The organism is Acidovorax delafieldii (assembly GCF_007993815.1).
Taxonomy (GTDB): domain Bacteria; phylum Pseudomonadota; class Gammaproteobacteria; order Burkholderiales; family Burkholderiaceae_C; genus Acidovorax; species Acidovorax delafieldii.
The window spans coordinates 817,474-836,926 of the sequence record NZ_VJWE01000011.1 but is presented as its reverse complement, the minus strand read 5'-3'; the positions used below and the strand labels follow the sequence as shown (position 1 = coordinate 836,926).

Below are 19,453 nucleotides of genomic sequence, written 5' to 3'. Positions count from 1 at the left end.
TGAAAGAAAGAATGAAAGTAAGAAGCCCCGATGGTGAGCGGGGGCTGCTGACAGCGGAGTGTCAGCAGCCTGTCACCCCGCATCACATTGCCGGAGCGGGCGCAGACGCCGCCACCTGCGCCCGAAACGCACGCGGCGACAGCCCCGCATCGCGCGTGAAGGCGCGGGTGAAGTACGCCGGGTCGGCATAGCCCAGCGTGTAGGCAATGGTGGCCACGCCCAGATGCGTGTAGGCCAGGTTGCGCCGCGCCTCGCGCATCAGGCGCGCCTCAATCAGCCGCTGGGCCGACACGCCCGTGGCAGCACGCGCCACGCGGCTCAGGTGCGTGGGCGACACGGCCAGCGCCCGCGCGTAGTCGGCCACCTGCCAGTGCTCCAGAAAATGCGCCTCGATCAGCGCCTCCAGCCGCTGCACCAGGCTGGACTCTGGCGCGTGGGTGTCGTCCGGGCTGTGGTCTTCCATCGCGCGCGCCACCCAGCCCAGCAGCGTGGCGCTCAGGCCCCGCAGCACCAGCGCACGCGCCTTGGCACGGCCCGAGAACTCCTGCCAGACCTGGCCCATGGCCTGGTGCAGCTGTGGCGGCGCAGGCGCCACGGCGGGTCGCGCCAGGTCGCGGCGCACATCGCCCACGCGCACAAAAATCTCGTCCATCAATTCATCCGCCAGCGTGGCCACCCAGCCCTGCGTGTGCTGCGTGAAGCGGAATGCGTGCACATGCCCCTGCGGCACGTTGATGAGCGCGCCTGCAAACAGCGCAATCCGCTCGCCATCCAGGTGCGCCACGCCCCCGCCCGAGGTGATCAGCAGCACCTGGTGCAGCCGCGTGTGCCGGTGCGGTGCCAGCTCCCAGTCGTGCAGCGCCGATCGCTCGGCAATCGTCTCGCAGTGCAGCACATCGGGCAGGTGCTGCGACTCGCCGAACAGGCTGTACGAGTGGATGGTTCCGATGTTCGAAAAGTGCATGTTCTGGCTCCATCCGTCCATTCAACGCGGCGACTGTGCCACGTATCTTTGGGTGGTCGTTTTGACCCATGTCATCAACCCAACAGAGCGGCTCACACAACTCAGCGAAGCGGCCCTGGCCAGGCGTCCCGCCGCAGACAGTACAAGCAGTACGGCAAGGCGGGACAACAACGCCAGGGGAGTTTTGTGAGCCGCTCGCCACAAAGGAGACACCATGAAAACCCAGGTTTGCATCATCGGCGGAGGCCCCTCGGGCCTCATGCTCTCGCAGCTCTTGCACCTCAAGGGCATCGACACCATCGTGCTGGAGCGCCAAAGCCGCGAATACGTGCTGGGCCGCATCCGCGCCGGCGTGCTGGAGCATGGCTTTGCCGCACTCATGCGCGAGGCCCAGTGCGGCGAGCGCATGGACAAGGAAGGCGAGATCCACGACGGCTTCATCATTGCCCACGACGGCCAAATGGACCGGGTCGATTTGCACAAGTACAGCGGCGGCAGCTCCGTAGTGGTCTACGGCCAGACCGAACTGACACGCGACCTGTACGAAGCGCGCGACCGCATGAAGGGCGTCGTCATTCACAACGCCGAAGACGTGCAGCCGCACGACCTGAAAAGCGCCAACCCGTATGTGACCTACCGCAGTGGCGACGAGGTGGTGCGCATCGACTGCGACTTCGTCATCGGCGCCGACGGCTTCCACGGCGTGAGCCGCAAGTCCATCCCGCGCGACGTGCTCAAGGAGTATGAAAAGGTCTACCCCTTCGGCTGGCTGGGCGTGCTCTCGCGCACCAAGCCCGTCTCGCCCGAGCTGATCTACGCCAAGCACGAACGCGGCTTTGCGCTGTGCTCGCTGCGCTCGCAGGTGCTGAGCCGCTACTACATCCAGGTGCCGCTGACGGACACCGTGGAAGACTGGTCCGACGAAGCCTTCTGGGCTGAACTCAAGCGCCGCCTGCCTGTCGAAGTGGCCGACAAGCTGATTACGGGCGCATCTATCGAAAAGTCCATCGCCCCCCTGCGCTCATTTGTGGCCGAGCCCATGCGCTACGGCAACCTGTTCCTGGCGGGCGACGCCGCCCACATCGTGCCGCCCACCGGCGCACGGGGCCTGAACAGCGCGGCATCCGACATCTACTACCTGTACCACGCCATGGTCGCGCACTACAAGGATGGCGACAGCACCGGCCTCGACAAGTACTCCGAAAAGGCCCTGGCCCGCGTGTGGAAGGCCCAGCGCTTCTCTTGGTGGATGACGACCATGCTGCACACCTTCCCGGATTCGATTGCCTACGACCAGAAGCTTCAGGACACGGACCTGGCGTACCTGTTCTCGTCCGAGAAGGCGCTGGGGTCGTTGGCGGAGAACTATGTGGGGTTGCCGTTCTAGTCACCCAGCAATAGCACTGACACCCAATCAAAGGCCTGCATGGGGTTCTCTCATGCAGGCTTCTTCTTTTGTGTGTGCCCGGTAGGCGTTGCGTGCAACCGGCGCTCCGTCTGCTCACGCGGCGCGCCCTACGGCCTGCGCACTGCGGCCCCCTTGCGCGACCCAATGACAAAGCCGCTTTCCATGCAACCGCCCTGCACAGCAATCTCCATCTGCTACGCAAAATTTAGGCGGAACTGATGCTTACGCCCGCATACCAGGCCCGATAGCATCACACCAAGTTTTCAGATCATGTGCCCCGTGCTGTCGATGTGTGATTCGACGATGGCTTGAACACGATGAAGCTGCTGACGCAGCGTTTTGAGGCAGTGCACTTGACGTTAGTGGGTGCCCATCAACAACCAGGAAAGCCATCAACAATGGATTGGGTCCCCATAGTCTTTATCACCTTCAAGGTGCTCGTGTTTGGCACCTGCATGTTCTACGCCATCAAGTGGCACCACGACCAAGGGAAGAAGGCGAAAGAAGAGGCCAACCGATCGCAGGCGCCGGCTGAACGCAAGCCGGGCGTGGCGGAGTAGCTTCCCTCAGGAAACATCGCGGTGGGTGTCATCACTGGGGTTCAGCATGCGGACTACAAAATCGCGGAACACCCGCATCACAGGCTGCTCGGTGCGTCCGGCCAGCGTAACCACACCGAGCACGGCGCCCTGATCCAGGTGGGGGACTACCGACAGTTGCACCAGGTCACCCCTCGACATCTCCTGGCGCGCCGCTGCCAGAATGCCCAGGTAAATCGCGTCCGATTGCTGCACGGTTTGCAGCAGGCTGGAAATCTCTTCACACTGCAACGTGGTCATCTCGGCGGGGTCGGCTCTGGGGCCATAGCGGGCTACAAGGATCCGCGCTATCTCCTCTGACAAGGGGATCGAGGCCACGGGGTAAGACAGCAGGGCTTCGAAGGGCACGCCGTTGGGGTACTGCGCCAGCAAGGGATGTCCGGCACGGCAAACCATGCCAGCAGGCATGTCAAAGGTCGGCCCAATGCTCAGGTCCGCAGCAGGCACGATGCGGCGTATATCCACGACGAGGGCATCAAGCGAGCGATCGCGCAGCTGCCGCAATTGCACCTCTGTCGGGCCGCGCGTCACCGACACTTTCACTCCGGGGTGATGCGTCGCCATGTACACGAGCCACGGCGTCATCAGCAAGGCACCCGGGCCGGACCCCAATCCGAGCCGCAGGCTCCCCAGTCCGCCTTGTTGAAGCAGGGCGGCGCCCCGTTTCAATTCGGCGGCCTCTTTGACGATGCCCCGCGCCCGCTCCAGCACTGACTGGCCCAGCGGGGTCAGTTCATTGCGTTTTCCGATGCGATCCAGCAGCGGCCCGCCCAGTTCTTCTTCGAGGGACTGGATGCTGCGGCTGAGAGCGGATTGGGTGATGTGCAGTTTCTCGGCCGCACGGCTGAAAGAGCCCATATCGGACAGCGCCAGAAAGTGTTCCAGATGCCTGAGGTTCACCTATTCATTTTACGAATGCAAATTGAGAAAAGAAGTCATTGGACGCAACAAAAATCGTTTTTTACGATGCAGCTGGCACTTGAATCCACAACACCAATTTCATGGAGATTCGGATGAACTTCAAAACCTTTGTGGGCGCACTGATCATGGCCGCCAGCGCCATGGGCACAGCCTGGGCGCAGAGCTGGCCCAGCAAACCCATCAGTCTCATCGTGCCTTACCCGGCCGGCGGACCCTCTGACTTTTTTGCCCGCAAGTTGCAGCCCGAGGCATCCGCCCGGCTGGGGCAGACCATGGTCATCGAAAACGTCGGTGGCGCTGGCGGCTCCATTGGCCTGGCCCGGGTGGTCAACGCGCCCGCCGACGGCTACATGCTGGCCCTGGGCAGTCCGATGGAACTGGTCCTGGCGCCCATGGCCATTCAGGGCGTGAAATACAAGGCCGAGGACTTCACGCTGGTGGCCCAGTTCGCCAACACGACCACCATACTGGCGGTGCGCAATTCACTCAACGTGAAGAACCTGGACGAACTGCTGGCTCTGGCGCGCAAGAAAAGCGGCAACCCGTTGAGCTACGGCAGCGTGGGCCCTGGTTCGCTGTACCACCTCATCGGCGAGAGGTTTTCGCAGCTGACCAAAGTCGAGATGCTGCATGTGCCCTACAAGGGCATTGCGCCCCTGCTCACGGACCTGATGGGTGGCCAGATCGACATGGCTTTCCTGCCCATGGCGGGCTCGATTCCGCAAACCATCATGGACGGGAAAATCCAGGGCCTGGCCGTGACTGCCAAAGCGCCGCACCCGTTGTTCAAACAGTTCCCGGCCATGGCGACCATGAAAGGGCTGGAATCCATGGAATTCAACATCTGGAGCGGTGTGCAGGTACACAAGAGCACCCCTGAGAATGTGATCAACACGCTGAACAAGGCCTTCTATGCGGCGGCGGAAATTCCGGAAACCCGCAAGGCTTTCGAAGCCAGTGGCAATGTCGTGATCAGTGCGCGCAGCCCCGCAGAGCTGGCAAAAATCTACCACGCCGAGATTGAACTCTATCGCGGCATCGCACGCAGCATCAACCTGCAGCCGCAGTGATGACAGAGAGGCCCTTCATGAACGCCCCACGCGAAGCTTTTGCGCACCACATCATCGAGGCCCTACAGGCGCAGGCCGCCGAGTTCATTGCGGTGCGCCGCGATATTCACAAGCATCCCGAGATGGGCTACCAGGAGTACCGCACGAGCGACCTCGTGGGCGAGCAGCTCGAAAAATGGGGCTACCAGGTCACCCGGGGCCTGGGTGGCACCGGCGTGGTCGGGCAGCTGCGGCGAGGCAATGGCAGCAAAACCCTGGGCTTGCGCGCCGACATGGACGCGTTGCCCATCGAGGAAAACACGGGCCTGCCGTACGCCAGCTGCAACGTGGGCATCATGCACGCCTGCGGGCATGACGGTCACACCGCCATGCTGCTGGCCGCAGCGAAGCACATTGCACAGAACGTAGAGTTTTCGGGCACGCTCAACCTGATCTTCCAGCCTGCCGAAGAGAGTCTGGGCGGTGCCAGGAAGATGATGGAGGACGGCCTTTTCACCCGGTTTCCGTGCGATGCGGTGTTTGCCATCCACAACATGCCGGGCCACCCGCAGGGCCATCTGGTGCTGCGCGACGGCCCGACCATGGCGTCGTCCGACTACGTCACCATCACGCTGGACGGCAAGGGCGGCCACGGTGCCATGCCGCATCTGGCGGCCGACCCTGTGGTGGCCGGCTCGGCCATCGTGCTGGGTCTGCAAGCTATCGTGGCGCGCAATGTGGACCCGCAAGAGACGGCAGTCATCACGGTGGGTGCATTCAACGCGGGCGTGGCCAACAACGTCATCCCCCAAAAAGCCACGCTCAGCCTGAGCGTGCGCTCACTGAATCCGCAAGTGCGCGAACTGCTCGAAAAGCGCATCACCGAACTCGCCCAGGCCCAGGCCCAGAGCTATGGGGTGCGGGCGCAGGTCGAATACAAGCGCGGGTATCCGGTGCTGGTCAACCATCTGTGCGAAACCGACTTTGCGCGGGAGGTGGCTGAAGAGCTCGCAGGCGCTCATCGCGTAACCCGCCAGGGCAAGGCATTGACCGGCAGCGAAGACTTCGCCTTCTTCCTCGCAGAAGTGCCGGGCTGCTACTTGTTCATCGGCAATGGAGAAGGCGAGGGGAGTCACGGCGCCTGCATGGTGCACAACCCAGGCTATGACTTCAACGACGAGAATGTCGCGGTCGGTGCCGCCTACTGGTCTTTGCTGGTCCAGCGTTTCCTGCAGCCGTGATGTTGAAGCGTGCCACCTTGGGACGCAGGCGCAGCGGCTCCATGCTTCCCGCTGTCGCCGGTTCCGGCGCGTAGCGGCGTGGGTGTGGGCATGGTCGGCTTCGCACCCATTTCTCTCGCATCTGTCACAGCGCCTTCACGCCAAACGTCTGGTGAGCAGGAGGTCGATACCGGCCTCCGCCCAACATTCAATGTGAAGGAACTGCTGTATGAATCGCGCTATTTGGTTCAACGTATCGCCCGAGGGGGCCAAGGCCATCGGGACGCTGCACCACTTTGTCACCCAAGGCACAGTTCTGCCCAGCTTGCTGACGCACCTGGTCTTTCTGCGCGTGTCGCAGATCAACGGGTGCGCGCACTGCATCGACATCCACACGCGCGACCTGCTGGCCGAAGGCATGTCGGTGGAGAAGGTGGTGCTGGTCCCTGTGTGGCATGAGGCGGCGTATTTGTTCTCTGCGCAGGAGCGCGCTGCGCTGGCCTGGGCCGAGGAGGTGACCCGCGTGAGCGAGACCCATGCCTCTGATGAGGCCTATGCGGCCGCGCTGGCCGTGTTTGGCGAGAAGGACCTGGTGGACCTAACGCTCACGATTGCCACCATGAACGCCATCAACCGCATGGGCGTCAGCTTTCGCATGAAGCCTCGCGCCAAGGCGTAAAAAGAAAAAGGGAAGCCCGGCTTGCGCCGGACTTCCCGCTTTTCAAGCGCTGATCACTTGCAGCTGAAACTGCTTGCGCTCTCCACATCCCCCGTGCCGTTGTAGCGGGCCACCTTGGGGTACACGCACAGTGGCCGGGTGCGGTTGGCGGACCAGCTGGCGGGCAGCTCGGCGTTGACCACATTGGCGCCCGCGCCGCGCACTTTCGCCGTCACGCTGTCGGGTGCCTTGCCTTGTTCCACCCAGGCGACCAGCGGGGCCAGCATGTCGAACTGGTCGGTGGCGGGGCCGCCGGAGCAGTGGTTCATGCCGGGCACCAGGAACAGGCGGGCAAAGGCGTCGGCCTTGCCGCTGTGGTTGGCCTGCAGGCGGTCCATCCAGTTGGCGGTGTCCATGGGTGAGAACACGCCGTCGGCCACGCCGTGGAAGACGATCATCTTGGCGCCCCGGTTCTTCAGGGCGCTCAGGTCAGCTTCGTTGGGCGGAGTCATGTACGACCAGGGCGACTCGGCGTATTGCGCCGTGGTGGCGAACATCTTGGGGTAGTCCGTCTCCATGCTGAAGTTCAGCGCGTACTGCATGCCGGGGATGGCGGTGAACGCTGCCACGGTGGATGGGGGCGAGGTGAAGATGAAGGCCACCGCACCGGCGTCACGCGTGGCGGGCGAGCCAAAGTGCCACGACGCAAAGTTGGCGCCCGCAACGCCGGGGTCGAACCAGGTGCCGGTGTACAGCGCTTCGCCCTTGCTGTTCTTGGGGCCTGCAAAGATGCTGGCCAGCACGCCCTTTTGCTCGCCGGTGATGCAGCTGCCGTCGCGTGCGCCGGTGCAGGTGGGCACGTCGGTCTGCAGGTTGAAGGCGGCCTGGCAGGCGGCCACGTCGTTGACCTGGCCGTCGGCCACGCCGTCCAGCGCGTCGCACTTGGCGACGATCTTGCTGCTGATGAGCTTGAACTCGGCCGGGCTCACGGCGGTGGTCAGGTCGGGCAGGCCGGTGGTGGCGTCCTTGGTGGACACCTTGGCGTATTGCTGGGCCTTCCACAGCTGCGTGGTGGCGGCCTTGGGCAGGTGAAAGCCGGGGTTGCCCGCCAGGATGCCGTCGTATTGGTCGGCATAGCGCGATGCGCCCACCATGGCGTGGCGGCCGCCGTTGGAGCAGCCGGCCAGGTACGAGCGGTCGGGCGCCTTGCCGTAGGCGCTCTTGATGAGGTTCTTGGCCATGGGGGTGAGGGTGCCCACGGCCTGGTAGCCGTAGTCCAGCCGGGCCTGCGGGTCCACGCCAAAGAAGGGCGTGGGTGCGCTGTGGCCTGCGTCAGAGCTGAGCACCGCAAAGCCCTGCACCAGGGCGGGCGCCACGGGGGCGCCGCCGCTCACCGAGCCCAGCGCGGTGACCACGCTGCCGTCCAGGCCGCCGTTGGCCTGGTGCAGAAAGCGGCCGTTCCACTCCACGGGCAGGCGCATTTCAAAGCCGATGGCGTAGGCGGCGCCGTCCACGGGGCCGGTGCGCTCTTTCATCTTGCCTTTGACGAGGCAGTGCGCGGGCGCCTGCGTGACCACGCCCTGCAGCGTGAGCGGGCCGGCGGGCACCTGCTCGGCCGAGGTGATGCGCGTGTCGGGCAGCGCGAGGCTGCTGGCCAGCGTGGCGCACGACTGCAGGGTGGCCGGTGTGGCCGCGGAGAGCTGGGGCAGGGCAGCATCGGACGAGCCGCCGCAGCCCATGAGCAAGGCAGCGGCTGCGGCCGAGAGCGCCAGGGGGTGGTGGGCACGCATCCGGTTTCTTCTCATCTTCAAGCGCATGGTGTTGTCTCCAGTGGTTTTTTTGAGGCGCAAGGAACCCCGCAACGTGGCCTCAACACGCTGTGGGTGGGAGATGGATGAAGCTTGTGTTTTGCTACTGAATCAGGAGCTGCTAGTGCATATGAATCATGCGCTTGCGGCCTCCTGGGGTCTGAATTCAAATGCCTGGGCAATGCGCTGGCGCAGGATGGTGGTGCGCAGATCGAACTCGGGCAGCACCCACTGGGCGAAGGCCTGGGCGGGTGGGGTCCAGCGGTCTGTAGCGGCGGTTGACTGCTCGGTGCGGTGGGGGCGGGCGGCGCCGATCTGGGCCCAGGCCCATTCCAGCAGCACCAGTGCCACGGCGCGCAGGTAGTCGTCGGCCACCCAGTAGGGCAGTTCGGGGTCGGACTGGGCGGCAATCGCCAGGGTTTGTGTGATCTCCACCAGGGCATGGCGGCGCGCGCTGGCGGCGGCGCTGGGGGCTGCGCCGGGCAGTGTGGTCAGCAGCGTTGCCAGGCCTTGGCCGCCATCGGCCAGCACCTTGCGCACCAGCAGGTCGATGGCCTGGATCTCGTTGGTGCCCTCGTAGATCATGGCCACGCGCGCGTCGCGCACGATCTGCTCGATGCCCCATTCACGCACATAGCCGTGGCCGCCGAACACCTGCAGGCAGGCACTCGCGCCGTGGAAGGCCTGGTCGGTGAGCGCGGCCTTGAGCACCGGCGTGACCAGCGCGCACCAGCGCTGCGCGGCGGCGCGTTCACCCGCGTCGGTGCTGTGCTTGGCCACATCGAGCTGCAGGGCCGTGTGGTAGGCCAGCACGCGGCCGCCGTCGATCCAGGCGCGCTGTGTGTGCAGGATGCGGCGGATGGCGGGGTGGTCTTGAATGAGGCTGGTGTCCTTGGCGCCGGGCGCGCGCATCTGGCGGCGCTCTGCGGCGTAGGCGCTGGCCTTTTGCCACGCGGCTTCCAGCAGGCCAATGCCTTGCAGGCCCACGTGCAGGCGGGCAGCGTTCATCATCACGAACATGGCGTTCAGGCCCTTGTTCGGCTCGCCCACCAGCCAGCCGGTGGCGTCGTCAAAGCGCATCACGCAGGTGGGGCTGCCGTGCAAGCCCATCTTTTCTTCGATGCGCTCGCAGACCACGGCGTTGTGGCTTCCATCCTGAAGAATCTTGGGCACCAGGAACAGCGACAGGCCCTTGGGCCCCGCAGGTGCATCGGGCAGGCGCGCCAGCACCAGGTGCACGATGTTGTCCGTCAGGTCGTGTTCGCCGCCAGAGATAAAAATCTTGCTGCCGTTCACCCGCGCGCTGCCGTCGGGCTGGGGCACACCGCGTGTGCGCACCATTCCCAGGTCGCTGCCCGCATGGGCTTCGGTCAGGCACATGGTGGCCAGCCATTCGCCGGTGGCGACCTTCTCCAGGTACTGCGCCTTCAGGGCATTGCTGGCGTGGTGCTTGATGCATTCGTACGCGCCGTGCAGCAGGCCGGGCGCCATGGTCCAGCCGTGGTTGGCACCGGCCAGCCATTCAAACAGCACACACTCCAGCACCGCAGGCAGGCCCTGGCCGCCATCGTCGGGCGCGCAAGACAGCGACGGCCAGCCCGCCTGCCAGAAGGCCTGGTACGCATCGCGAAAACCTGCGGGGGTGTGCACGCGTCCACCGTCAAAGCGGCAGCCTTCTTCGTCGCCGCTGCGCTGCAGCGGGGCGATGGCGCTGTCCACAAACTTGGCCGCCTCGTCGAGCACCTGGGCCGCCAGGTCGCCGTCGGTATCCGCAAACGGCGCCAGGCCCTGCCAGCGCGTGGGCGCCTTCAGCACGGTGGTCAGCAGGTGCTGGATGTCGGCAAGGGTCTGGCGGGCTTGCATGGTTTGCTCTCTTATTAGTAGCTGTTTGCGCTTGATGGTTGGGCGCTAGCGGCTGTTTCTTCTATTTTTTGCCATGCGGCGGCCCGGACTGGGGTGCCAGTCCGGACCTGCGGCGCAGGGGAAATCAGGACTCTGCGGTAAAGCCGATCTTCTTGATCAGCGGGCCCCAGCTGTCGTACTCGGCCTTTTGCCAGCGGGCCTGTTCTTCAGGGGTGGAGCCATGGGGCATCAGGCCCACGATGGCCAGGCTGTCGATGACCGACTTTTCCTTCAGCGCAGCGTTGATGGCGGCGTTGGCAGCGGCAATCACCGGCTTGGGCGTGGCGGCCGGGGCGTAGAAGCCAAACCATTCTTCGGTGGTCAGCTCAGGGAAGCCCTGTTCGGCAAACGTGGGCACATCCGGCACGTAGATGGAGCGCTTGGGGCCCGAGGTGGCCAGGATGCGCAGCTTGCCGGCCTTGTAATTGGCGATGAAGTCACCGTGCGGCGTGACCATGGCAGCCACCTGGCCGCCCACCACGTCCGTCACGCCAGGGATGGAGCCACGGTAGGGCACATGGCGCAGGTCCACACCGCTGTTGATGCCCAGCAGCGCACCCAGGAAGTGGGGCGTGGAGCCCGCGCCGGGCGAGCCGTAGCTGGCGTCCTTGGGGTTGGCCTTGGCCCAGGCCAGGAAGTCCTTCACGTTCTTCACGCTGGCGGGCACCATGGGGCCCACGGCCAGGCCGTGGTGCATGATGGCTGCGATCGACACGGGCGCGAAGTCCTTGTCGGTGTAGTTCATCTTGCTGTAGATGTGCGGGTAGTTGGCCAGGGCCGACACCTGTGCCACGGCCAGCACCGAGCCGTCTGCGGGCGCAGCTTTGAGCGTCTCCAGCGCAATGCGGCCGCCCGCGCCGGGCTTGTTTTCCACCACGCCAGGGTTCTTGCTGAACGCGCTGCCAGCCCACTTCTCGGCCACGCGGCGCGCCACGGTGTCGCCCGAGCTGCCGGCGGGGAAGCCGAAGTACACCTTCACCTGGTCCACCTGGGCATGGGCGGCAAAGGGGTGGAAGGCGCCCAGCGCGGCGCTGGCGCCAAGGGCCTGAACGAATTGACGGCGGGTGGTGGTCATGCTGATGTCTCCTGGTGTGTGTCTGACGGAAATCTCGGGGGTCAAGCTGGAGCGCTTTCGCGCCCTCTTGTTATTTACTGATGTGTGGCGCTGATCGTTTACCGGGGCGCCATGCGCAGGGCGCCATCCAGGCGAATGACTTCGCCGTTCAGGTGGCCGTTGGTCACGATATGGCAAGCCAGCTCGGCAAACTCTTCGGGTTTGCCCAGGCGTGGCGGGAAGGGGATGCTGGCCGCCAGCGACTGTTGCACGGCTTCGGGCAGCTCCTTCATCAGCGGCGTGGCAAACAGGCCGGGCGCCACGGTGCACACGCGGATGGCGTGCTGCGCCAGGTCGCGCGCCATGGGCAGTGTCATGCCGGCCAGACCTGCCTTGGAGGCGCTGTAGGCCTGCTGGCCCACCTGGCCATCAAAGGCGGCGACGGATGCGGTGAACATCATCACACCGCGCTCGCCGTTGTCCAGCACGGGCAGCTTGCTGCAGGCGGCGGCAAACAGGCGGCTCACGTTGTAGCTGCCGATGAGGTTGATGTTGATCACGCGCACGAAGTCTTCCAGCGGCGCGGCGCTGCCGTCGCGTTGCACCACGCGCTTGGCGCTGCCAATGCCGGCCACGTTCATGAGGATGCGGGCGGGGCCGTGGGCGGCGGCAGCCTTCTCCAGCGCGGCGGTCACGCTGGCGGCGTCGGTGATGTCGCAGGGGCAGGCAACGCCGCCAATGTCGGCGGCGACCTTTTCGGCCAGCTCGGCATTGCGGTCGAGCACGGCCACCTTGGCGCCCAGGCGGGCCAGTTCGCGTGCGGTGGCCTCGCCGAGGCCCGATGCGCCGCCGGTCACGAGGGCGGCTTGTCCTTGAATCTGCATGGTGGGTCTGTCCTGTTCGGGGTGGGGTTCAGGCGCCGGGCTTCAGGATGCCCGGTGCCGTGTCGTCGTGCAAGGCCGTGACGAGCGCATCGCGGTGCTTGAGCACGGCACGCTGGTTGACGGAGCCCTTGTCGGTGATTTCGCCCTTGTCGATGGAGGGCGGCTCTGCCATCAGCAGCGCACGGGCCACGCGGCTGGCGCTGCCGGTGGCTTCGCGGGCCAGCCCGTCCAGCACCGCCTCGATGCGCTGGCGCACGGCGGGGTGGGCCACCACGTCGGCCCAGGGGGCGTCCGGGCCCAGGCCCGCCACTTCGCGGCAGGCGGGGGAGGGGAACAGCAGGGCGCCGACTTCTTTCATGTTCAGGCCGGTGAGCACCACGTCCTGGATGTAGGGCGCGCCCGCCACGATGATCTTGGCGCGCATGGGGCCCACGCTCACGAAGGTGCCGGTGGAGAGCTTGAAGTCTTCGGCAATGCGGCCGTCAAACGCCAGGCCCCGGTGGATGTTGTTCTCGTCGATCCACTTCACGGCGTCGCCGGTGCACAGGTAGCCTTCGTCGTCAAACGCGTCGCGCGTGGCGGCGTCGGAGCGCCAGTAGCCGGGCGTGACGTTGGGGCCGCGGTAGCGCACCTCGGTCTTGCCGTCCACCTCCACCAGTTTGAGCACCATGCCGGGCACGGGCGCGCCGATGTGGCCGGAGCGCACGTCGGGGCTGTTGCAGAACATGGCCGAGGGGGCGGATTCCGTCATCCCCAGGCCCGTGCACATCACGATGCGCTCGCCAATGGCGGCTTCCTGCGTGGCGTGCAGGCTGTCCCACACGGGCTGGGCCAGGCCGGCGCCCGAGTAGAAGAACAGGCGCACGCGCGACAGCAGGTTGGCGCGCAGTTGCGCGTCGGTCTTCATGGCCTCGGCAATCATTTCAAAGCCGGTGGGCACGTTGAAGTACACCGTGGGTGCGATCTCGCGCAGGTTGCGCAGGGTCTCGCCAATCAGTGCGGCCGTCGGCTTGCCGTCGTCGATGTACAGCGTGCCGCCATGCATCATCGTGAGGCCGAAGTTGTGGTTGCTGCCGAAGGTGTGGTTCCACGGCAGCCAGTCCACCAGCACGGGCGGGGCCTCGGCCAGCACCGGCAGCGACAGCGAGATCTGCTGCAGGTTGGCGCACCACATGCGCTGGGTGTTGATGACCGGCTTGGGCATCTTGGTGGAGCCGCTGGTGAACAGGAACTTCACGATGGTGCCGGGGCCGGTGGAGTGCATGGCCGCGTCCACCGCCGGGGTGGCGGTGGTGTGGCGCAGGCTCTGGAAGGTGCCCGCCTTGCGGCCCTCCAGCGCGCCCTGGGCCAGGATCACTTCGACATCGGCCGCCACGGTGGCTGCGATGGCCTTGCCGTAGCGTGCGCCGTCGGCGGCAAACACCAAGCCGGGGGTGAGGGTGTCGATGACGTGGCGCAGCTTGTCGTAGTCCTGGCTCACGGTGGCGTAGGCGGGCGACACGGGGCAGTAGGGCACACCGGCGTAGATGCAGCCCAGTGCCAGCAGGGCGTGCTCGACAGTGTTCTCGCTCAGCACCACCACCGGGCGCTCTGCGTTCAGGCCCCGATCCAGCAGGGCCTGGCCGATGCTGCGCGCGGCATCCAGCGCCTGGGCGTAGCTCACATGCTGCCAGTCACCCGTCTTGCCACCGGGCAGCTGCTCGCGGCGTGCCAGAAAGCTGTGGTCGGGCGTGGTCTCCGCCCAGTGCACCAGGTAGTCCGTCACGCGGCGGGCAAAGGCGCCCAGGGGCAGGTCCGCCTGCAGGTAACGCACGCCCGGTGCACCGTCACGCAGGCTGACGCGGGTCACGCCGAAGGTCACGGGGCGGTAGCGGGCCGGGGCGAGGGGGGTGGAGAGGTCGCTCATAGGGGGTTCCAGCAGGGGCAAGGGGTGACTGGGGGCGGGCTCAGTCCTTGCGGACCTTGGCGGCGCGGCCTTCCAGGAAGTCGGCGAGGCGGGACTTGGCTTCAGGGGCGCTCTGGGCGATGGCGGCCATCATGGCTTCGGTGAAGAAGCCCTGGTCGGCGGGCTGCTCGGCAATGCGGGGCAGGGCGTGCATCAGCGCGTAGTTGGTCAGCGGCGCGTTCTGCGCCACGCGCACGGCCAGTTCGAAGGCCTTGTCAAAGGCCTGGCCTTCGGGCACGAGGTACTGGGCAAAGCCGACCTTCTCGCCGTCCTGCGCGTTGTAGACGCGGCCGGTGAGCATCATGTCCGTCATGCGTGCGGCGCCGATGAGCTTGGGGATGCGCACCGCGCCGCCGCCGCCCACGAAGATGCCGCGCGAGCCTTCGGGCAGCGCGTAGAAGGTGGACTCGTCGGCCACGCGGATGTGGCAGGCGCTGGCCAGCTCCAGCCCGCCGCCCACCACGGCGCCATGCAGCGCAGCGATGACCGGCACGGGGCCGTACTGCACACGCTCCAGCGCGGCGTGCCACATGCGCGAGTGGTGCAGGCCCTGGCCGGCGTCGCGCTCTTTGAGCTCCGACAGGTCCAGGCCGGCGCAGAAATGGGGGCCGTCGCCATCGATGACGGCCGCGCGCACGGTGCTGGGCATTTTCTCGAACAGGTCGCGCAGCGCGAGGATCAGGCCGTCGTTCAGCGCGTTGCGCTTGGCCGCGCGGGTCAGGCGGATCACGGCCACTTCCTGGTGGTCGCCGCGCAGCTCGAAATGGATGTCTGGATGGGTCATAGAGGCTTTCGTGTTGGTTGAATTGTGGTTATAGTTCATAACCAATTCAAGCAAGCCAAGCCCGTTTTTTATTGGTGTTTACCCTTGATCTGCGTCACGCGCCGTGGCGCATGCTGGGGGTTTGACGCTGCACCGGCGGGCGCCAACCCAGGAGACACGCATGGACCACGCCAATCTGATCGCCATCGACATCCACACCCACGCCGAGGTGAGCTGCTGGAACCCGTTTGACAACTACGGCGAGGAGTACGACCGCGCCGCCGACAAATACTTCAAGAACGGCCGCCGCCCCACCATTGCCGAGACGGTGGCCTACTACCGCGAGCAGAAGATTGGCCTGGTGATGTTCACCGTGGACGCCGAGTCCAAGATGGGCCGCCGCCGCATCCCCAACGAAGAGATCGCCGAGGCCGCCAAGGCCAATAGCGACATGATGACGGCCTTCGCCAGCATCGACCCCCACAAGGGCAAGATGGGCGCGCGCGAGGCCCGCCGCCTGATCGAGGAGTTCGGCATCAAGGGTTTCAAGTTCCATCCCACGGTGCAGGCCTACCACCCCTACGACAAGATGGCCTGGCCTATCTATGAGGTGATCGCCGAGTACGGCATGCCCGCCATCTTTCACACCGGTCACAGCGGCATCGGCAGCGGCATGCGCTGCGGCGGCGGCCTGCGGCTGGAGTACAGCAACCCCATGCACCTGGACGACGTGGCGATTGACTTCCCCGACATGCAGATCGTGATGGCCCACCCCAGCTTTCCGTGGCAGGACGAGGCGCTGTCGGTCGCCACGCACAAGCCCAATGTCTGGATCGACCTGTCGGGCTGGAGCCCCAAGTATTTTCCGAAGCAGCTGGTGCAGTACGCCAACACGCTGTTGAAGGACCGCGTGCTGTTCGGCAGCGACTACCCGCTGATCACCCCCGAGCGCTGGATGAAGGACTTCCAGGAAGCTGGATTTAAGCCCGAGGTGATGCCCGGCATCCTGAAGGGCAATGCGGTGCGCTTGCTGGGGCTGGACAAGGGCCCGGCAGCGCCGGCCGCCTGATACGCATCCAGGCCTCTTGTGGCCGGCTGAGCGGCCGCTGGATCAGTCGTAGACTTTTTGCAGCAGCCGGATCAGCGTCTTGCGCTCGGCCGCCGTCAGGCGGTTGGTGGCGTCTTCTTCCAGTTGCGCGGCCGTCTGTTCGGCCTGCGCCGTCAGTTCCACCCCGGCGGGCGTCAGGTGCACGCCCATGGCGCGCCCATCGCTCGGGTGTGGGCGCCGCTCGATCAGGCCGCGCCGTTCCAGCGCCGCAATCAAGCCCACCATGTTGGGCGGCAGCACGCTGAGCGTGGCGCACAGCTGGCGCGAGGTGATGCCCGGGTTGTGCGCCACCAGCGACAGCACCGAGAAATCCACCACCTTCAGGTCGTACACGGCCATGCGTTCCATGAACACGGCAATGATGGACAGCGCCGCGCGCCGCGTGTTGTAGCCCACCAGCGTGCGCAAAAAGCCGGTGTCCACGGGCTCGTTGGCGGGGGCTGCGGTGTCTGTGGGGGCGGGGACCGACGGGGATTTCTTGGGGGAGCGGACGCTGGACATGGGGGGAGATTGTGCCGGGCGCCCGGGCCCCTGCGGCCGGTGCGCAGCGCCCGCTGGGTGTTGTGCACCCTCTTTTTGATCAAAATCAGCCGCAGGCGCTAGTGATACATGCGCCAGGTGCTATCAATTTGATATCTGCCTCGGTCAAGGTGCTGATGTGCCTCAAGGGCCGCCAGCGCTACTTACACCGGGCTGCGCAGTACGCGGCGGTATTGCACGGCCTCGGCGACATGGCTGACCTCGGTGGTGGGCGCGCCCGCCAGGTCGGCGATGGTGCGCGCCACCTTCAGCGCCCGGTGCGTGCTGCGTGCCGACCAGCCCAGGCGCGCGGCAGCGGTGTTGAGGAACTTGGCGGCCGCTTCGTCCAGGTGCAGGTGGGCGTCGATGGCCTGCCCCTGCAGCGCCTGGTTGGTGCTGCCCTGGCGCGCCAGCGCCTTGGCGCGGGCCTGCTCCACCCGGGCGCGGATGCTGGCGGTGGACTCGCCCGCAGCCGCCTGCACCAGCTGCTCGGCGGGCAGGGCGGGCACCTCCACATGCAGGTCGATGCGGTCCAGCAGCGGGCCGCTGAGCTTGGCCTGGTAGCGGTGCACCTGGTCGGGCGTGCAGCGGCAGGCGCGCTGCGTGGAGCCCAGAAAGCCGCAGGGGCACGGATTCATCGCCGCGATCATCTGGAACCGGGCCGGAAACTCCGCGCGTTGCGCTGCCCGGGCGATGGTGATGTGGCCAGTCTCCAGCGGCTCGCGCAGAGCCTCCAGCGCAGCGCGGGGGAATTCCGGGAGTTCATCGAGGAAGAGCACGCCCTGGTGGGCCAGCGAGATCTCGCCCGGCCGGGGTGGCGAGCCACCGCCCACCAGCGCCACCGCGCTGGCCGTGTGATGGGGCTGGCCGGTCGGGCGCACGCCGAAAGCCTCGGGCCGAAAGCGCCCTGCCAGGCTGGCAATGGCAGCGCTCTCCAGCGCTTCGTCCACCGTCATTGCGGGCAGCAGCCCGGCAAAACGCTGCGCCAGCATCGACTTGCCCGAGCCAGGTGGCCCGGCCATCAGCAGGCTGTGGCCGCCAGCCGCTGCAATCTCCAGCGCGCGCTTGGCGCCCGCCTGGCCCTTCACGTCGGCCATGTCGGGCCCGGTGGTGCTGGCGGTGAGCGCGGTGGCCTGCAGGCGGGTCCAGCCGTCGTTGGCCACATCGGCATCGCCACCGGCCGTGCTGCCGGGTGGCAGGAACGCCCGCACCACATCGAGCAGGTGCCGCGCACGCACCACGCGCGCGGCGGGCACCAGGGCGGCCTCTTCGGCGCTGCCGGGCGGCAGCACCAGCTGTGCGTCAATCTGCTGGGTCTGCAGGGCCAGGCTGGTGGCCAGCGCGCCGCGCACGGGGCGCAGCTCGCCGGACAGCGACAGCTCGCCTGCAAACTCGTAGCCTGCCAGTCGGCTGGCGTCCACCTGACCGCTGGCGGCGAGGATGCCCAGCGCAATCGGCAGATCGAAGCGGCCCGAATCCTTGGGCAGGTCGGCGGGGGCCAGGTTGACGGTGATGCGCTTGTTCGACGGGAACTCCAGGCCCGCGTTCTGCAGCGCGGAGCGCACGCGCTCGCGGGCTTCTTTCACCTCCACCTCGGCCAGCCCGACCAGCGTGAAGCTGGGCAAACCGTTGGCCAGATGCACTTCGACGGTGACTGCAGGCGCCTGCAGCCCCAGAAGGGCGCGGCTTTGCACCAAAGCAAGACTCATGAAGCGATTTCTCCCCAGATGGGTGCGTTTTGTGGTTTTTTAGCGCGGCCCGTTGGGTGTCTGCACCAGTTGGGTGCAACATGCCGGACGCGGTCACCGCCACTGTACTGGGGATTGTTGTAACGCAACGCAACCGTGCAGCGCGCCGTGCACCTTGGTGTGGCACGGTCCGTGCTTAAAGCGCTTGTCCCTACTTTGTCCAACCGGAGGAAACATGACCCGCGCCATCATCAAGACCCTGGGCGTTGCCCTTGTTGCAACCCTTCCCATGCTGGCCAGCGCCCAGCTCACCGCCAACGTCAGCCTGACCACGAACTACAAGTTCCGTGGCCAGGACCAGGACACGTCCAAGGTCAAGGCCGTCAAGCCCGCACTGCAAGGCGGCTTTGACTACACCTTCGGCGAAACCGGCTTCTACGTGGGCAACTGGAACTCCAGCGTCAACTGGCTGTCCGGCAACTCGCTCGAATCCGACATCTACGGCGGCTACAAGTTCAAGGCCGGTGACGTGGACCTGGACGTGGGCCTGCTGACCTACATCTACCCCGGCAACAGCGCGGGCAACACCACCGAAGTCTATGGCGCTGCCACCTTCGGCCCCGTGACGGCCAAGTACTCGCACACCCTGTCCAAGGATTACTTTGCCTACGCAGGTCCTGGCATGAAGGGCCGCAACACCGGCTACCTGAACCTGGCGTTTGCCCAGGAAGTGGCCCCCAGCACCACGCTGAAGGCGTCGGTCGGCTTCACCCGCTTTGGTGGTGACATCACGGCCCCCAACTTCATGGACTACAGCCTGGGCGGTTCGTACGACTTCGGCGGCGGCGTGTCCCTCGGCGCTGCCGTGGTTGGCGCCACCAAGAAGGCCTTCTACGGCCCGGTCAACAAGTCGCGCGTGATCGTCACGCTCACCAAAACCCTGTAAGTCTCAATGGGCGCCGG

17 protein-coding genes are annotated in these 19,453 nt (G+C 66.0%); 7 read left to right on the top strand and 10 right to left on the bottom strand.

Annotated elements, in window-relative coordinates:
* Positions 1 to 82: 82 nt before the first annotated feature.
* Entirely contained in the window at positions 83 to 964 is an 882-nt protein-coding gene (locus ATF69_RS06565; protein ID WP_146870259.1) for a helix-turn-helix domain-containing protein, read from the bottom strand.
* Between the two features lie 214 nt (positions 965 to 1,178).
* Between ATF69_RS06565 and pobA the strand changes: the two genes are divergently transcribed.
* Positions 1,179 to 2,351 carry a 4-hydroxybenzoate 3-monooxygenase gene (gene pobA / locus ATF69_RS06560; RefSeq protein ID WP_146870258.1) on the top strand — a complete coding sequence of 391 codons (1,173 nt, stop codon included), beginning with the start codon at positions 1,179 to 1,181 and terminating at the stop codon, positions 2,349 to 2,351.
* Positions 2,352 to 2,689: 338 nt separating this feature from the next.
* Positions 2,690 to 2,932, top strand: coding sequence for a hypothetical protein (locus ATF69_RS06555; protein WP_146870257.1), 243 nt, complete (start codon positions 2,690 to 2,692; stop codon positions 2,930 to 2,932).
* Between the two features lie 6 nt (positions 2,933 to 2,938).
* Here the strand turns inward: ATF69_RS06555 and ATF69_RS06550 are convergent, their stop codons facing one another.
* Positions 2,939 to 3,871 (bottom strand): LysR family transcriptional regulator, encoded by a 933-nt coding sequence (locus ATF69_RS06550; protein ID WP_056057197.1) that lies wholly within the window; start codon positions 3,869 to 3,871, stop codon positions 2,939 to 2,941.
* 113 nt (positions 3,872 to 3,984) lie between these two features.
* Here ATF69_RS06550 and ATF69_RS06545 point away from each other — a divergent pair, with 113 nt between their 5' ends.
* The 3 genes from ATF69_RS06545 (at position 3,985) to ATF69_RS06535 (ending at position 6,840) form a co-directional block, all read left to right on the top strand.
* The gene (locus ATF69_RS06545; protein WP_146870256.1) at positions 3,985 to 4,962 is read left to right on the top strand and encodes a Bug family tripartite tricarboxylate transporter substrate binding protein; all 978 of its coding nucleotides are present in this window, start codon (positions 3,985 to 3,987) and stop codon (positions 4,960 to 4,962) included.
* Between the two features lie 17 nt (positions 4,963 to 4,979).
* Entirely contained in the window at positions 4,980 to 6,182 is a 1,203-nt protein-coding gene (locus ATF69_RS06540; protein ID WP_146870255.1) for a M20 aminoacylase family protein, read from the top strand.
* A gap of 208 nt (positions 6,183 to 6,390) precedes the next feature.
* On the top strand, positions 6,391 to 6,840 hold the full coding sequence (locus ATF69_RS06535) for a carboxymuconolactone decarboxylase family protein (RefSeq protein WP_146870254.1): 450 nt from the start codon (positions 6,391 to 6,393) through the stop codon (positions 6,838 to 6,840).
* 53 nt (positions 6,841 to 6,893) lie between these two features.
* Here the strand turns inward: ATF69_RS06535 and ATF69_RS06530 are convergent, their stop codons facing one another.
* The 6 genes from ATF69_RS06530 to ATF69_RS06505 all read right to left on the bottom strand — a co-directional run bounded on the left by ATF69_RS06530 (position 6,894) and on the right by ATF69_RS06505 (position 15,196).
* On the bottom strand, positions 6,894 to 8,609 hold the full coding sequence (locus tag ATF69_RS06530; RefSeq protein ID WP_146870253.1) for a tannase/feruloyl esterase family alpha/beta hydrolase: 1,716 nt from the start codon (positions 8,607 to 8,609) through the stop codon (positions 6,894 to 6,896).
* 153 nt (positions 8,610 to 8,762) lie between these two features.
* Entirely contained in the window at positions 8,763 to 10,490 is a 1,728-nt protein-coding gene (locus ATF69_RS06525) for an acyl-CoA dehydrogenase family protein (protein ID WP_146870252.1), read from the bottom strand.
* A gap of 124 nt (positions 10,491 to 10,614) precedes the next feature.
* Complete coding sequence (locus ATF69_RS06520; RefSeq protein ID WP_056057208.1) at positions 10,615 to 11,604, bottom strand: Bug family tripartite tricarboxylate transporter substrate binding protein; 990 nt, start codon at positions 11,602 to 11,604, stop codon at positions 10,615 to 10,617.
* 98 nt (positions 11,605 to 11,702) lie between these two features.
* Complete coding sequence (locus ATF69_RS06515; protein ID WP_099731539.1) at positions 11,703 to 12,467, bottom strand: SDR family NAD(P)-dependent oxidoreductase; 765 nt, start codon at positions 12,465 to 12,467, stop codon at positions 11,703 to 11,705.
* A gap of 28 nt (positions 12,468 to 12,495) precedes the next feature.
* Entirely contained in the window at positions 12,496 to 14,373 is a 1,878-nt protein-coding gene (locus ATF69_RS06510) for a feruloyl-CoA synthase (protein ID WP_056742220.1), read from the bottom strand.
* A 40-nt stretch (positions 14,374 to 14,413) separates the two neighbouring features.
* Positions 14,414 to 15,196, bottom strand: a complete 783-nt coding sequence (locus ATF69_RS06505) for a crotonase/enoyl-CoA hydratase family protein (RefSeq protein ID WP_056057212.1) — start codon at positions 15,194 to 15,196, stop codon at positions 14,414 to 14,416.
* Positions 15,197 to 15,356: 160 nt separating this feature from the next.
* On the opposite strand from ATF69_RS06505, the gene ATF69_RS06500 reads away from it, so the two are divergent.
* Positions 15,357 to 16,244 (top strand): amidohydrolase family protein, encoded by an 888-nt coding sequence (locus ATF69_RS06500; RefSeq protein WP_121941677.1) that lies wholly within the window; start codon positions 15,357 to 15,359, stop codon positions 16,242 to 16,244.
* Positions 16,245 to 16,286: 42 nt separating this feature from the next.
* On the opposite strand, the gene ATF69_RS06495 is transcribed toward ATF69_RS06500, so the two are convergent.
* Complete coding sequence (locus ATF69_RS06495) at positions 16,287 to 16,784, bottom strand: MarR family winged helix-turn-helix transcriptional regulator (protein WP_056057218.1); 498 nt, start codon at positions 16,782 to 16,784, stop codon at positions 16,287 to 16,289.
* 182 nt (positions 16,785 to 16,966) lie between these two features.
* Positions 16,967 to 18,511 carry a YifB family Mg chelatase-like AAA ATPase gene (locus ATF69_RS06490; protein WP_146870251.1) on the bottom strand — a complete coding sequence of 515 codons (1,545 nt, stop codon included), beginning with the start codon at positions 18,509 to 18,511 and terminating at the stop codon, positions 16,967 to 16,969.
* Positions 18,512 to 18,725: 214 nt separating this feature from the next.
* On the opposite strand from ATF69_RS06490, the gene ATF69_RS06485 reads away from it, so the two are divergent.
* Positions 18,726 to 19,436 carry a TorF family putative porin gene (locus tag ATF69_RS06485; RefSeq protein WP_056057222.1) on the top strand — a complete coding sequence of 237 codons (711 nt, stop codon included), beginning with the start codon at positions 18,726 to 18,728 and terminating at the stop codon, positions 19,434 to 19,436.
* The last annotated feature ends 17 nt before the right edge of the window (positions 19,437 to 19,453 follow it).

Bases quoted from the DNA above. Each gene is read 5' to 3' on its own strand.
- ATF69_RS06565 (WP_146870259.1), bottom strand. From the start codon at position 964: ATGCACTTTTCGAACATCGGAACCATCCACTCGTACAGCCTGTTCGGC.
- pobA (WP_146870258.1), top strand. From the start codon at position 1,179: ATGAAAACCCAGGTTTGCATCATCGGCGGAGGCCCCTCGGGCCTCATG.
- ATF69_RS06555 (WP_146870257.1), top strand. From the start codon at position 2,690: ATGAAGCTGCTGACGCAGCGTTTTGAGGCAGTGCACTTGACGTTAGTG.
- ATF69_RS06545 (WP_146870256.1), top strand. From the start codon at position 3,985: ATGAACTTCAAAACCTTTGTGGGCGCACTGATCATGGCCGCCAGCGCC.
- ATF69_RS06540 (WP_146870255.1), top strand. From the start codon at position 4,980: ATGAACGCCCCACGCGAAGCTTTTGCGCACCACATCATCGAGGCCCTA.
- ATF69_RS06535 (WP_146870254.1), top strand. From the start codon at position 6,391: ATGAATCGCGCTATTTGGTTCAACGTATCGCCCGAGGGGGCCAAGGCC.
- ATF69_RS06530 (WP_146870253.1), bottom strand. From the start codon at position 8,609: ATGCGTGCCCACCACCCCCTGGCGCTCTCGGCCGCAGCCGCTGCCTTG.
- ATF69_RS06525 (WP_146870252.1), bottom strand. From the start codon at position 10,490: ATGCAAGCCCGCCAGACCCTTGCCGACATCCAGCACCTGCTGACCACC.
- ATF69_RS06520 (WP_056057208.1), bottom strand. From the start codon at position 11,604: ATGACCACCACCCGCCGTCAATTCGTTCAGGCCCTTGGCGCCAGCGCC.
- ATF69_RS06515 (WP_099731539.1), bottom strand. From the start codon at position 12,467: ATGCAGATTCAAGGACAAGCCGCCCTCGTGACCGGCGGCGCATCGGGC.
- ATF69_RS06510 (WP_056742220.1), bottom strand. From the start codon at position 14,373: ATGAGCGACCTCTCCACCCCCCTCGCCCCGGCCCGCTACCGCCCCGTG.
- ATF69_RS06505 (WP_056057212.1), bottom strand. From the start codon at position 15,196: ATGACCCATCCAGACATCCATTTCGAGCTGCGCGGCGACCACCAGGAA.
- ATF69_RS06500 (WP_121941677.1), top strand. From the start codon at position 15,357: ATGGACCACGCCAATCTGATCGCCATCGACATCCACACCCACGCCGAG.
- ATF69_RS06495 (WP_056057218.1), bottom strand. From the start codon at position 16,784: ATGTCCAGCGTCCGCTCCCCCAAGAAATCCCCGTCGGTCCCCGCCCCC.
- ATF69_RS06490 (WP_146870251.1), bottom strand. From the start codon at position 18,511: ATGAGTCTTGCTTTGGTGCAAAGCCGCGCCCTTCTGGGGCTGCAGGCG.
- ATF69_RS06485 (WP_056057222.1), top strand. From the start codon at position 18,726: ATGACCCGCGCCATCATCAAGACCCTGGGCGTTGCCCTTGTTGCAACC.